Here is a 12,791-nt window from a genome sequence, read left to right on the forward strand (position 1 = left end):
TTATAGCGGCTGCCACTGACAAAAGCCGCTGACCTGGATCAACGCGCCTGGACCGACTCCCGGTTGTCGTACGCCTCTCGCGCCTGAGCGATCTCCCGCTGGTGCTCCTCGGTCCAGGTCACCAGCGACTGGATCGTCGCGTGCAGGGTCCCGCCCAGCGGCGTCAGTTCGTACTCCACCCTCGGCGGCACCACCGGATGGACGGTCCGCTTCACCAGCCCGTCCCGCTCCAGCTGCCGCAGCGTCACGGTCAGCATGCGCTGGCTGACCCCGTCGATCTCGCGCCGCAGTTCGGTGAAGCGCAGCCGCCGGTGTTCCAGCAGGGCGATGACGAGGAGCGACCACTTGTCGGCGACGCGGTCCAGGATCTGCCGTACCTGGCAGTCCTCGCGGGTATCCCACTGGAAGGGGTCGGCGTCGCCGTAGTCCACGGTGCTCGCGCAGTTACTCGGTGACTTCGAAGTGCCTTCTTCCATGTCTGTCGATGCTGCCGCAGGCTGGGGGCGGTTACAAGAGGGAACCGACCCTCGATTTGGTAACCGCCCCCTACTCTTGGAGTGTGGTCATGGGCACCCGTGCCTGGGCGCTGCTGTTCGTCCTCTGCGGAACGATTTTCCTGGAGGGCATCGACGTCGCCATGATGGCTGTCGCGATCCCGTCGATCAGAGCCGATCTGGGCCTGACGACGGGCACCGCGGCCTGGGTCATGAGCGCCTACGTCCTCGGATACGCCGGATTCACCCTGCTCGGCGGCCGGGCCGCCGATCTGCTGGGCCGGCGCCGGATGTTCCTGCTCTGGCTGACCGTGTTCCTGTGCTTCTCCGGCCTCGGCGGTTTCGCCACCGAGGGCTGGATGCTGATCCTCGCCCGCTTTGTCACCGGCGTCGCCTCCGCCTTCATGACCCCGGCCGCCCTGTCGCTGATCACCACGTCGTACGAGGAGGGCCCGCGGCGCAACAAGGCCCTGCTGATCTTCGCCGGTACGGCCGCCGGCGGATTCTCCTTCGGTCTGGTGGCCGGCGGACTGCTCACCGAGATCGGCTGGCGCTGGGTCTTCTTCGCTCCGGTCCTGCTGACCGCCGCGCTGCTGCTGGCGGCCGTGCGTCTGGTGCCCCGGCAGGACGGTCCGCGCGAGCGCGGACGGGGCTTCGACCTGCCCGGCGCGATCATCGCGGCCGCCGCCATGCTGCTGGCCGCCTACACCGTCGTACGCCTGGAACACGGTCTGGACGACTGGCCGCTCACCGCTGCCGCGGCTCTTGCGGCGGTGCTGCTCGCCGTCGCGTTCGTGGCCGTCGAGCGCCGGGCCGCCGATCCGCTGGTCCGGCTGGGCATTCTGCGGGTGGGGCCGGTGGTCAGGGCCGACCTCGGGGCGCTGCTGTTCGTGGGCGCCTTCTTCGGCTTCCAGTTCGTCGTGACGCTCTATCTGCAGGAACTGCGCGGCTGGTCCTCGCTCCAGACCGCGCTCGCCCTCGTGATCATGGGCTGCGACACCATCCTGGCCCCGACGCTCACCCCGAGGCTGGTCGCCCGCTTCGGCAACACCCGCGTGATCGTCGCCGGCTTCGCGCTGGCCGTCGTCGCCTACGGGCTGTTCCTGCCGGTCGGCATGGACTGGCCGTATCTCGTCATGCTGCCGGCGCTGTTCGTCTCGGGCACCGCGTTCGCGCTGGCCTACGGGCCGCTGACGATCGCGGCGACGGACGGGGTCGCCGAGGAGGAGCAGGGTCTGGCGAGCGGGCTGCTGACCACCGCAACCCAGTTCGGCTCGGCGATCGGGATCTCCGCGGTCACGGCCGTCTACGGCCTGGCGTCCACCGGATCGGGACCCGAGGACACGCTGTCCGCGTTCCGTACGGCGCTGGTGGTGCCGGTCGTGATGGTGGTGCTGGGCCTGCTGGTCTCGGCCCTCAGCGCACGGGCCGACCGGCGCGCGGAGCGCCAGGCGTCGGCGGTCAGCAGCGTCAGTGCCAGCCAGACCAGCGCGAACCCGGCCCAGCGCTCGGCGGGCATCGCCTCGCGGAAGTAGAGGATGCCGAGCAGGAACTGGAAGACGGGCGCCAGGTACTGCAGCAGCCCCAGTGTGGACAGCGGCACCCGGATGGCCGCAGCCCCGAAGCAGACCAGCGGCAGCGCGGTGACGAGGCCGAGCGTGGCGAGGAGCACCGCGTGTCCCGGGCCCTCGGTGGTGAAGGTGGAGCCGCCGTCGGCCGACAGCCACAGCAGATAGGCCAGCGCCGGCAGGAACTGGATGGCGGTCTCGGCGGCCAGCGATTCGAGGCCGCCGAGGCCCACCTTCTTCTTCACCAGGCCGTAGGTGGCGAAGGAGAAGGCGAGGACGAGCGAGATCCACGGCGGCCGGCCGTAGCCGATGGCGAGGACCAGGACGGCGGCGAAGCCGACCCCGACCGCCGCCCACTGCACGGGCCGCAGCCGCTCCTTGAGCAGCAGCACGCCCATCGCGATGGTGACCAGCGGGTTGATGAAGTAGCCGAGCGAGGCCTCGACGACCCGGTCGTTGTTCACGGCCCAGATGTAGACGCCCCAGTTGACGGCGATGACGGCCGAGGCGACCGCGATCAGCGCGAGCCGGCGCGGCTGCCGCAGCAGCTCACCGGCCCACTTCCAGCGCCGTATGACCAGCAGGGCCGCGGCGACCACGACGAGGGACCACACCATCCGGTGGGCCAGCACCTCGAAGGGCTCGGCGGGCTTCAGCAGCGGGAAGAACAGGGGGAACAGCCCCCACATCCCGTAAGCCGCGAAGCCGTTCAGCAAACCTATGTGCCGCTCGCCCTTCGGCTTCCCGCTCACGGGCCCTCCTTCTGGTCGTACTCGCCTGGAAGAAGGTAGCGCCGATCAACCCGGCCTGTCATGCCCGTATCGCCATACGGTCATGACAGCGCCGGGGTGAGGGTTCAGCCCTTGAGCGCGGCGGCGATGGCCTCGGAGAACGGCGTGGTCGGACGGCCCGCGAGACGGGACAGATCGCCGGAGGAGACCGCCAGCTCGCCCTTGGCTATGGAGGCGTCGACGCCGACGAGGATGTCGACGAACGGCGCCGGCATCCCGGTGCCGCCGAGGATGCCCTTCATTGCCTCCGCGGAGACGGCGTTGTAGGCGATCTCCTTGCCGGTCTGCCGGCTCAGCTCGGCCGCGTACTCGGCGAAGCTCCACGCCTCGTCGCCACCCAGCTCGTACGTCTGGTTCTCGTGCCCCTCACCGGTCAGTACGGCGACGGCGGCAGCGGCGTAGTCGGCGCGCGAGGCGGAGGAGACCCGGCCCTCACCGGCGGCGGCCACGACGGCGCTGTGCTCCAGGGTGGGGGCGAGGTTCTCGGTGTAGTTCTCGTGGTACCAGCCGTTGCGCAGCAGGACGTAGGGCACGCCGGAGGTGGTGAGCGCAGCCTCGGTGCCGCGGTGGTCGTCGGCGAGCGCGGCGGTCAGGCTGCCGGGGGCGCTGGTGTAGGCGAGCAGGGCGACACCGGCGGCCTTCGCGGCCTCGATGACGACCGTGTGCTGGCCGACGCGGCCCTTGTCGAACTCGTTGCCGGAGACCAGCAGCACCTTGTCTCCGGCCGCGAACAGGCCGTCGAAGGTCTCGGGCGTGTTGTAGTCGGCGACCGCGATCTTCACGCCGCGTTCGGCGAAGTCGGCCGCCTTCTCCGGGGTGCGGACGACGGCGGTGATCCGGTCGGCGGGAACCTTCTCCAGCAGCTGCTCCACGACGTGGCGGCCGAGGTGTCCGGTGGCTCCGGTGACGACGATGCTCATGATTCGGGACTCCTTGTGGGGTGATCTGCCATAGACCCTAGAAGGAGCGCTAACTATTAGAAAGTACCCACTTTGAAGTAAGGTACTGGCATGACGGTAAGTACGGATGCCTTGGTGACAGAGAAGGAATGGCGGCCCGACGGCGAGACGATGTGCCCCTACCGCCTGGTGCTGGAGCATGTGACGAGCCGCTGGGGCGTTCTCGTCCTGATCCAGCTCCTGGAGTGCCCCCACCGCTTCAGCGAGCTGCGTCGCGCGATCAGCGGCGTCCGCCCGGTCAGCGAGAAGATGCTGACCCAGACCCTCCAGACCCTGGAGCGCGACGGCATGGTCCACCGTGATGCCAAGCCGGTGATCCCCCCGCGCGTCGACTACTCCCTGACCGACCTCGGCCGCGAGGCGGCGGAGCAGGTGCGGGGGCTCGCCGAGTGGACGGCGAAGCGGATGGGGCAGGTCAGCGAGGCTCGGGAGCGGTACGACGCGGAAAAGGCCCGGGCCTGAACCAAAGGCCCGGGCACCCTACTGTGCGGTCGACGGTCAGCCGACGACCGTCCAGGTGTCGCCGCCTGCCAGCAGCGCGGCCAGGTCGCCCTTGCCGTTCTGCTCGATGGCCGTGTCCAGTTGGTCGGCCATCTGCGTGTCGTAGACGGGCCGTTCGACGCTGCGGAAGACGCCGATCGGGGTGTGGTGGAGCGTGTCCGGGTCGGCGAGGCGGGAGAGGGCGAAGGCCGTGGTCGGCGATGCGCTGTGGGCGTCGTGCACCAGGACCTCGGCTTCGTTCTCCGGCGTCACCGTCACGACCTTCAGATCACCCGTCGCCCGGTCCCGGACCACGCCCCGCGCACCGTCGGTGCCGAAGCGGATCGGCTCGCCGTGTTCCAGGCGGATGACCGCCTCCTGGGCCTGCTGCTTGTCCTTCAGGACGTCGAAGGCGCCGTCGTTGAAGATGTTGCAGTTCTGGTAGATCTCCACCAGCGCGGTGCCGGGGTGGGCGGCCGCCTGGCGCAGTACCTCGGTGAGGTGCTTGCGGTCGGAGTCGACAGCCCGTGCGACGAAGGACGCCTCCGCGCCGATCGCCAGCGACACCGGGTTGAAGGGCGCGTCCAGCGAGCCCATCGGCGTCGACTTCGTGATCTTCCCGACCTCGCTCGTCGGGCTGTACTGGCCCTTGGTCAGGCCGTAGATCCGGTTGTTGAACAGCAGGATCTTGAGGTTCACATTGCGGCGCAGGGCGTGGATCAGGTGGTTGCCGCCGATGGAGAGCGCGTCGCCGTCGCCGGTCACCACCCACACGGACAGGTCGCGGCGGGATGCTGCCAGGCCGGTCGCAATCGCGGGCGCGCGGCCGTGGATGGAGTGCATCCCGTACGTGTTCATGTAGTACGGGAAGCGGGACGAGCAGCCGATACCGGAGACGAAGACGATGTTCTCCCGCGCCAGGCCGAGTTCGGGCATGAAGCCCTGCACCGCGGCCAGGATCGCGTAGTCACCGCACCCCGGGCACCAGCGCACCTCCTGATCGGACTTGAAGTCCTTCATGGATTGCCTGGCCTCGGCCTTGGGAACGAGCGAAAGTGCCTCGATCGTGCCCGTGCCTTCCCTGGACGTCTCAGCCATCGATGGCCTCCTTGAGAGCCGTTGCGAGCTGTTCGGCCTTGAACGGCATGCCGTTGACCTGGTTGTACGAGTGGGCGTCCACCAGGTACTTCGCCCGGATCAGCGTGGCGAGCTGACCGAGGTTCATCTCGGGGACGACGACGCGGTCGTACCGCCCCAGGACGTCACCGAGGTTCTTCGGGAAGGGGTTGAGGTGCCGCAGATGCGCCTGCGCGATCTCAAGTCCGGCGGTGCGCAGCCGACGCACAGCCGCGGTGATCGGGCCGTACGTCGAACCCCAGCCCAGGACCAGGGTCTTGGCATCGTGCGGATCGTCGACTTCCAGTTCCGGTACGTCGATGCCGTCGGTCTTCGCCTGCCGGGTGCGGACCATGAAGTCATGGTTGGCGGGGGCGTAGGAGATATTGCCCGTGCCGTCTTCCTTCTCGATCCCGCCGATGCGGTGCTCAAGACCCGGGGTGCCGGGCACGGCCCAGGGGCGGGCGAGGGTCTGCGGGTCCCTCTTGTACGGCCAGAAGACTTCCGAGCCGTCCTCCAGGGTGTGGTTCGGACCCTGGGCGAACTGCACCTGCAGATCCGGGAGTTCGTCCAGCTCCGGAATCCGCCACGGCTCGCTGCCGTTGGCCAGATAGCCGTCGGAGAGCAGGAACACCGGAGTCCGGTACGTCAGCGCGATCCGGGCCGCCTCCAGCGCCGCGTCGAAACAGTCGGCCGGCGTGCAGGGGGCGACGATCGGTACCGGCGCCTCGCCGTTGCGGCCGAACATCGCCTGCAACAGATCCGCCTGCTCGGTCTTGGTCGGCAGACCGGTCGACGGACCACCGCGCTGGATGTCCACCACCAGCAGCGGCAGCTCCAGCGAGACGGCAAGCCCGATGGTCTCGCTCTTCAGCGCCACCCCGGGCCCGGAGGTCGTGGTCACCGCGAGCGAACCGCCGAACGCCGCCCCCAGCGCCGCCCCGATCCCCGCGATCTCGTCCTCCGCCTGGAAGGTCCGCACACCGAAGTTCTTGTGCTTGCTGAGCTCATGCAGGATGTCGGAGGCCGGAGTGATCGGGTACGAGCCCAGGAACAGCGGCAGATCCGCCTGCCGGGAGGCCGCGACCAGGCCGTACGACAGGGCCAGGTTCCCGGAGATGTTCCGGTAGGTGCCGACGGGGAAGGCCTTGGCGGCCGGGGCGACCTCGTAGGAGACCGCGAAATCCTCGGTGGTCTCACCGAAGTTCCAACCCGCCCGGAACGCCGCGATGTTCGCCGCTGCGATCTGCGGCTTCTTCGCGAACTTCGACTTCAGGAACTTCTCCGTGCCCTCGGTGGGCCGGTGGTACATCCACGACAAGAGGCCGAGCGCGAACATGTTCTTGCTGCGCTCGGCCTCTTTGCGGCTGAGGTCGAATTCCTTGAGGGCTTCCACCGTCAGCGTCGTCAGCGGCACCGGATGCAGGTGGTAGCCGTCCAGCGAGCCGTCCTCCAGGGGAGAGCTGTCGTAGCCCACCTTCTGCATGGCCCGTTTGGTGAACTCGTCCGTGTTCACGATGATCTCCGCGCCGCGCGGCAGATCCTGCACGTTCGCCTTCAGCGCCGCCGGATTCATCGCGACCAGCACATTCGGCGCGTCGCCCGGCGTGAGGATGTCATGGTCGGCGAAGTGCAGCTGGAAGGAGGAGACGCCGGGCAGAGTGCCGGCGGGAGCGCGAATTTCGGCAGGGAAGTTCGGCAGCGTCGACAGGTCGTTGCCGAAGGACGCCGTTTCCGAGGTGAAGCGGTCACCGGTGAGCTGCATACCGTCACCCGAGTCCCCCGCGAACCGAATGATCACCCGGTCCAGCCGGCGGACGTCCTTCGCCGTCGCCGGTTTGCGCTGCTCTCCCAGTACTGCTTCGTCGGCCTGCTCCGCTGGGCTACTGACCTGGCTGGTCACTGAACTGGACCTCCTTCGAGGCGGCTGTCGGGGACAGGCCTTCCCGCAGGCCCTCCCACAGGATCAACCCTACGTCCGTAAAGGTCGCCTTCCCCGGGCCATTCGCATGATGGACACGGTTTTGAGACGCTTCGCCACCCTGACTTGTCATGATTTACACGCCCCCCGGCGCTTCCTGTGAAGACGCTCCCCGCTCGTTGTGTGGTTCTCCCGCCCGGCGACGGCCGCCGGGTTTGGCTGACACGGTGTCAGCTCGTCATGAGTTCAGATAGGTCAGGACCGCGAGAACACGCCGGTGATCCCCGTCACTCTGGGACAGCCCGAGCTTCAGGAAGATATTGCTGACGTGCTTCTCCACGGCCCCGTCGCTCACCACCAGCTGCCGGGCGACGGCGGAGTTGGTCCGCCCCTCGGCCATCAGCCCCAGGACCTCCCGCTCGCGCGGGGTGAGCCCCGCGAGCACGTCCTGTTTACGGCTGCGCCCGAGCAGCTGCGCCACCACCTCCGGATCGAGGGCCGTGCCCCCCTCGGCCACCCGCACCACCGCGTCCACGAACTCCCGCACCTCGGCCACCCGGTCCTTGAGCAGGTACCCGACCCCGCGACTGGAACCGGCCAGCAGTTCGGTGGCGTAGCGCTCCTCCACATACTGTGACAACACGAGCACACCGAGTCCCGGATGCGCCTTGCGCAGCTGTACGGCGGCCCGCACGCCCTCGTCGGTATGGGTCGGCGGCATCCGTACGTCCGCGACGACCACGTCCGGCAGCGCTCCCTGTGCGTCGAGCTCCGTAATGGTCTTGATCAGTGCTTCTCCGTCGCCGACGCCGGCGACGACCTCGTGCCCACGGTCGGTCAGCAACCGGGTCAGGCCCTCCCTGAGCAGCACTGAATCCTCGGCGATGACCACCCGCACCCTGTCCTCCACGACGTCCGGCCCCCGAGCCTGTTGCGTCCGGCCGGCTGTCTCCGGCCTGGTCCCACGGCTCCTCAGTATCCCGCGATCGGCCGGTCCTCACCGGGCCTGTGGATAACCCGGCCTGCTGTTTTCCGATCCCGCGGCCGGGAGGGGCTGGTTTCCGGCCGCGTGCACATGCAGACGCGTCCGCCTCCGGGGGCCGGAGGCGGACGTCGGGGCTTCTTTCTGTACGGCCCTAAGTGCGGCCCGCTCCTATACGGCCCGCCAGGGCAGCTCGGCCGTGATCCGGGTGGGCCCGCCCACCGGCGAGTCCACGACCAGGATCCCGTCCACCGCGTCCAGGCGTTCGGCGAGCCCCGCGAGACCCGACCCGGCGGAGGTGTCCGCACCGCCGATGCCGTTGTCGACGACCTGGAGCATCAGCCGGTTCTCCACCCGCCAGACGTCCACGCCCGCCCAGGTGGCCCGCGCGTGCTTGCTGATGTTCTGCAGCAGCTCCGAGACGGTGAAGTAGGCGATGCCCTCGATCGCGGGCACCGGCCGCTGAGTCAGATCGACCTGCACCTCGACCGGGACGGTGCAGCGGGAGGCGACCGAGGAGAGCGCGGCGTCCAGGCCCCGGTCGGTCAGTACGGCCGGGTGGATGCCGCGGGCCAGGTCGCGCAGCTCCTGCAGCGCCGTCTTCACCTCGCCGTGCGCCTCGTCCACCATGCGGGCCGCGGCCTGCGGGTCCTCCGTCAGCTTCTCCTTCGCCAGCCCCAGATCCATGGCCAGCGCCACCAGGCGGGCCTGCGCCCCGTCGTGCAGATCGCGCTCGATGCGCCGCAGATCGGCGGCGGCCGTGTCGACCACGACCCCGCGGTCCGACTCCAGCTCCACCACGCGCGTGGCTAGCCGCGACGGCCCGAGCAGCCCGTGCACCAGCAGCCGGTCCACCATCGTCAGCGCCCGCACGATCCAGGGCGTCGCCAGCGTGAAGAGCAGTCCCACCAGCGCCGTCACGGTGATCTCGAACGGGTTGTCGAGGTAGATACGGTGCGTCTCGTCGCCGTAGAGCTGGATGCCGCCCTGGCCGCCGTACAGCGGGAAGAGCCAGAACCACAGGGGGTACGTCAGCAGGGTCCAGCCGATGGCCCAGAAGTTCACCGCGACGACGAAGGAGAAGACCGCCCACGGCAGGTGCAGCACCGCGTACAGCAGGGAGCGCCAGGAGGTGCCGCTCTTCAGGACGGCGCCCATCCAAGCCAGGAAGCCCTGCTTGCGCATCCGCAGCGGCTCCGGGTCCGCGACCTCCAGATCCAGCAGACCACGCGCGCGTGCCCGCTCCAGCGCCCCGAACCCCCGGCAGCCGGCCAGGCCCGCCGCCAGCACCGGAATCCCCAGGAACGTCACCAGCAGTCCCGCCCCCAGCGACACCATGGTGACCGCGTACACGAAGAGCACAATGCTGATCGGCAGGCTCAGCAGCAGATAGCCGAGCTCGCGCCAGTGGCGTCCCTCGAACGGTGCCCGCAGCCCGGCGGGCAGTCGGTGTTCGCGCTCACTCTCGGGGAAACCGAGCCCGTAACCCTGTCCGTACTCCGTGGCCATCGGCGTCGTCCGTTTCTGCTCGTGCGGCTGCGTGTCTGCGATACCTCCACCCTCCTGGGCCGCAGGTCGGCGGGCCATGGAGTCCGTCGGCGTCTTGGACGGGGGGTTTTCCCTACCCCTTCTCCGGCACCCGGTCGCGCCACGGCAGCTCGGCCGTCACCGTGGTCGGGCCGCCCTGCGGGGAGTCGATGACGAACAGCCCGTCCACGGCCCCGAGCCGGTCCGCGAGCCCGCGCATCCCCGTACCGCCGTCCAGCCGCGCGCCCCCGCGCCCGTCGTCCCATACCTGGAGCAGCAGCCGGTCGTCCGACCGCCACACCTCGATCGAGGCGGTGCGGGCCGCGCTGTGCTTGCTGATGTTCTGCAGCAGCTCCGAGACGGTGAAGTAGGCGATGCCCTCGATGGCCGCGGCCGGCCGCGCGCCCAGATCGACGGTCACCTTCACCGGAACCGTGCACCGCGAGGCGACCGACGACAGCGCGGCATCCAGCCCCCGGTCGGTGAGCACCGCCGGATGGATCCCGCGCGCGAGATCCCGCAACTCCTGCAGCGCGAGCTTCACCTCACCGTGCGCCTCCGCGATCATCGAGGCGGCGTAGTCCGGGTCCTCCAGAAGCTTCTCCTTGGCCAGGCCGAGCCCCATGGCCAGCGCCACCAGGCGGGCCTGCGCCCCGTCGTGCAGATCGCGCTCGATGCGCCGCAGATCGGCGGCGGCCGTATCGACCACCACCCCCCGGTCGGACTCCAGCTCGGCGATACGACGCTCCAGCTCGTCCGAGGGCGACAGCAGCCCCCGTACCATCGCCCGGTCCGCGTTCGTCAGACCCCGCGCAATGAACGGCAGCACCGGCCACAGCACGAACAGCGAGGTCAGCGTGATGGTGAAGGTGAGAATCCCCCAGGGCAGCCGGATGAAGTCGTACAGCACCGTCCGCCAGCCCACCGGGTCCTTCAACATCAGCCAGAGCTGCGCGAAGAAGCCGTTCCGGCTGCCGCGCAGCCTGAGCGGGCTCGGCTCGTCCACCCGCACCCCGAGCAGCGCCCGGGCGCGCGCCCGCTCCAGCTTGCCCAGCTGCCGCGCGCCCATCAGCCCCGCCGCCAGCAGCGGGAAGCCGACCACCGTGACCGTCAGTCCGGCCCCGGTGAACAGCATCGTCGCGACATAGACGAAGCCGAACAGCGCCATCGGGAGGTTCGCCAGAAGGTGCGCGATCTCCTTCCAGGTGTGCCGGTCATAGGCGAAACGAGCCGGCGGCAGCCGGTCGCTGTCGGCTGCGTCGGCCCTGTGGGCGCGGTTCGGTGACGGGTGGCGTTCGGTCATATGGGCTAGCGTGCCGGTCGAGAGGCGCTCGCGCCATGAGGCGGACCGCCGCCCTCCCCTGGGGAAAACCCCACCTGCGCCCCACAAGCCATGACAGGCCGCTTACGCTCGCTTTAGCAGGGCCTAGACTCCCGTGCGTAGAGATCGTCGAATAGATCGTCGAACTTTGGATCGTCGAACGGCTGTGTTCACTGAGGTCAGGGAGCGAGGGACGGACGTGCCGGAAACGACCGTCGTCGTCGCGGCGGACAAGGGTGTCGTCGTCTCGGCGGAGTACTTCCAGTCCTACTCGGTCGTGGGACTGCTCGCCTTGGTCGGCGTGCTGTTCGTCGCGGTCGCCTTCGGGGCTGGGCGCCTGCTGCGGCCCGTGGTGCCGACGCCCGAGAAACTGCTGACGTACGAGTGCGGAGTCGACCCCGTCGGCGAGGGCTGGGCCCACACCCAGGTCCGCTATTACGTCTATGCCTTTCTGTACGTGATCTTCGCTGTCGACTCGATCTTCCTGTTCCCCTGGGCGACGGTCTTCGCCGCGCCCGGCTACGGCGCCACCACCCTCGTCGAGATGTTCATCTTCCTCGGCTTCCTGGCCGTGGGTCTGCTGTACGCATACAAGAAGGGCGTCCTGTCATGGACGTGACCCCCTCCTCTTCCGAGCCCGTGCTGCTGCCGGAGCCGAAGCGGCTGGGCGCGCTCGCTCGCCTTGCGCCCGAGCCGATGAAGGTCGTCCTGAACTGGGGCCGCCGCTACTCGCTCTGGGTCTTCAACTTCGGCCTCGCCTGCTGCGCGATCGAATTCATCGCGGCGTCGATGGCCCGCCACGACTTCATCCGCCTCGGCGTGATCCCCTTCGCGCCGGGCCCCCGCCAGGCCGACCTGATGATCGTCTCCGGCACGGTCACCGACAAGATGGCACCCGCGGTGAAGCGCCTGTACGAGCAGATGCCCGAGCCGAAATACGTCATTTCCTTCGGCGCTTGCAGCAACTGCGGCGGTCCGTACTGGGACTCGTACGCGGTGACCAAGGGCGTCGACCAGATCATCCCGGTGGACGTCTACGTACCCGGCTGCCCGCCACGCCCCGAGGCGCTGCTCCAGGGGATCCTGAAACTCCAGGAGAAGATCGCCCGGGAGTCGCTGGGGGAGCGGTACGGGGTGGCACGCCCTTCGGCGGCGGCTTTGCAGAGTGGGTTGGTGGAGGGGCCGCGGTCGGAGTCGGGGCCGGGGGCCGGGTCGGGCGCGGGTTCGACTGTGGCTTCGGCTTCGGGTTCCGCTACGGGTTCGGCTTCGAGTTCCGGTATGGCTTCGGCTGCGGCGAATGGGTCGGCGGCGGCTGGGTCTGAAGCGGCTCCTTCTGATTCGGTCAACGGATCGGCTGCGGGGTCTGGTTCCCGATCGGCGGCGGGTCCTGGATCGGGTTCGGAGTCCGGGTCGGGTTCGGGCTCCGGGTCTGCGGCTGGCTCTGATTCGGTCAACGGATCGGCTGGGGGCTCTGGTTCCCGGTCGGCGGCGGATTCTGGTTCGGGTGATGGATCGGCTTCCGGCTCCGGCTCGGCCAACGGATCGACTGACGACTCCGGTTCGGCTGTCGGCTCGACCAACGGGTCGGCTTCCGGCTCGGGTTCGACCAGCAGCTCCGGCTCGGGTTCGACT

At 69.1% G+C, this 12,791-nt stretch carries 10 protein-coding genes and 2 pseudogenes; 4 read left to right on the top strand and 8 right to left on the bottom strand.

The window, feature by feature from the left end; all coding sequences use genetic code 11:
* Window positions 1-38 precede the first annotated feature (38 nt).
* Window positions 39-476 carry a winged helix-turn-helix transcriptional regulator gene (locus OHT76_RS25565; protein WP_328873205.1) on the bottom strand — a complete coding sequence of 146 codons (438 nt, stop codon included), beginning with the start codon at window positions 474-476 and terminating at the stop codon, window positions 39-41.
* 164 nt (window positions 477-640) lie between these two features.
* Between OHT76_RS25565 and OHT76_RS25570 the strand changes: the two are divergent.
* Window positions 641-1,720 (top strand): annotated as a pseudogene (locus OHT76_RS25570) (MFS transporter); the annotation flags it as partial.
* Window positions 1,721-1,800: 80 nt separating this feature from the next.
* Here OHT76_RS25570 and rarD read toward each other — a convergent pair.
* Both rarD and OHT76_RS25580 read right to left on the bottom strand, forming a co-directional pair.
* Complete coding sequence (gene rarD, locus OHT76_RS25575; protein ID WP_443049931.1) at window positions 1,801-2,751, bottom strand: EamA family transporter RarD; 951 nt, start codon at window positions 2,749-2,751, stop codon at window positions 1,801-1,803.
* Between the two features lie 167 nt (window positions 2,752-2,918).
* Entirely contained in the window at window positions 2,919-3,773 is an 855-nt protein-coding gene (locus OHT76_RS25580; protein WP_328873207.1) for an SDR family oxidoreductase, read from the bottom strand.
* Window positions 3,774-3,863: 90 nt separating this feature from the next.
* Here OHT76_RS25580 and OHT76_RS25585 point away from each other — a divergent pair, with 90 nt between their 5' ends.
* A complete protein-coding gene (locus OHT76_RS25585) occupies window positions 3,864-4,274 on the top strand; it encodes a winged helix-turn-helix transcriptional regulator (RefSeq protein ID WP_328873208.1) in 411 nt (136 codons plus the stop codon).
* Between the two features lie 36 nt (window positions 4,275-4,310).
* Here the strand turns inward: OHT76_RS25585 and OHT76_RS25590 are convergent, their stop codons facing one another.
* The 5 genes from OHT76_RS25590 to OHT76_RS25610 all read right to left on the bottom strand — a co-directional run bounded on the left by OHT76_RS25590 (window position 4,311) and on the right by OHT76_RS25610 (window position 11,141).
* On the bottom strand, window positions 4,311-5,390 hold the full coding sequence (locus tag OHT76_RS25590; protein WP_328873209.1) for a 2-oxoacid:ferredoxin oxidoreductase subunit beta: 1,080 nt from the start codon (window positions 5,388-5,390) through the stop codon (window positions 4,311-4,313).
* Window positions 5,383-7,311 carry a 2-oxoacid:acceptor oxidoreductase subunit alpha gene (locus tag OHT76_RS25595; protein ID WP_328873210.1) on the bottom strand — a complete coding sequence of 643 codons (1,929 nt, stop codon included), beginning with the start codon at window positions 7,309-7,311 and terminating at the stop codon, window positions 5,383-5,385. Before OHT76_RS25595 ends, OHT76_RS25590 begins: the two co-directional genes overlap by 8 nt.
* A 256-nt stretch (window positions 7,312-7,567) precedes the next feature.
* Window positions 7,568-8,227 (bottom strand): response regulator transcription factor, encoded by a 660-nt coding sequence (locus OHT76_RS25600; RefSeq protein ID WP_328876618.1) that lies wholly within the window; start codon window positions 8,225-8,227, stop codon window positions 7,568-7,570.
* Between the two features lie 255 nt (window positions 8,228-8,482).
* A complete protein-coding gene (locus OHT76_RS25605) occupies window positions 8,483-9,820 on the bottom strand; it encodes a sensor histidine kinase (RefSeq protein ID WP_328873211.1) in 1,338 nt (445 codons plus the stop codon).
* 112 nt (window positions 9,821-9,932) lie between these two features.
* The gene (locus tag OHT76_RS25610) at window positions 9,933-11,141 is read right to left on the bottom strand and encodes a sensor histidine kinase (RefSeq protein WP_328873212.1); all 1,209 of its coding nucleotides are present in this window, start codon (window positions 11,139-11,141) and stop codon (window positions 9,933-9,935) included.
* A gap of 217 nt (window positions 11,142-11,358) precedes the next feature.
* Between OHT76_RS25610 and OHT76_RS25615 the strand changes: the two genes are divergently transcribed.
* Both OHT76_RS25615 and OHT76_RS25620 read left to right on the top strand, forming a co-directional pair.
* A complete protein-coding gene (locus OHT76_RS25615; protein ID WP_328873213.1) occupies window positions 11,359-11,778 on the top strand; it encodes an NADH-quinone oxidoreductase subunit A in 420 nt (139 codons plus the stop codon).
* A pseudogene (locus OHT76_RS25620) lies at window positions 11,769-12,446 on the top strand (NADH-quinone oxidoreductase subunit B); the annotation flags it as partial. The gene OHT76_RS25615 and the pseudogene OHT76_RS25620, both read left to right, overlap by 10 nt.
* Between the last annotated feature and the right edge of the window lie 345 nt (window positions 12,447-12,791).

Origin of the sequence: Streptomyces sp. NBC_00287 (assembly GCF_036173105.1) — a bacterium.
GTDB lineage: Bacteria > Actinomycetota > Actinomycetes > Streptomycetales > Streptomycetaceae > Streptomyces.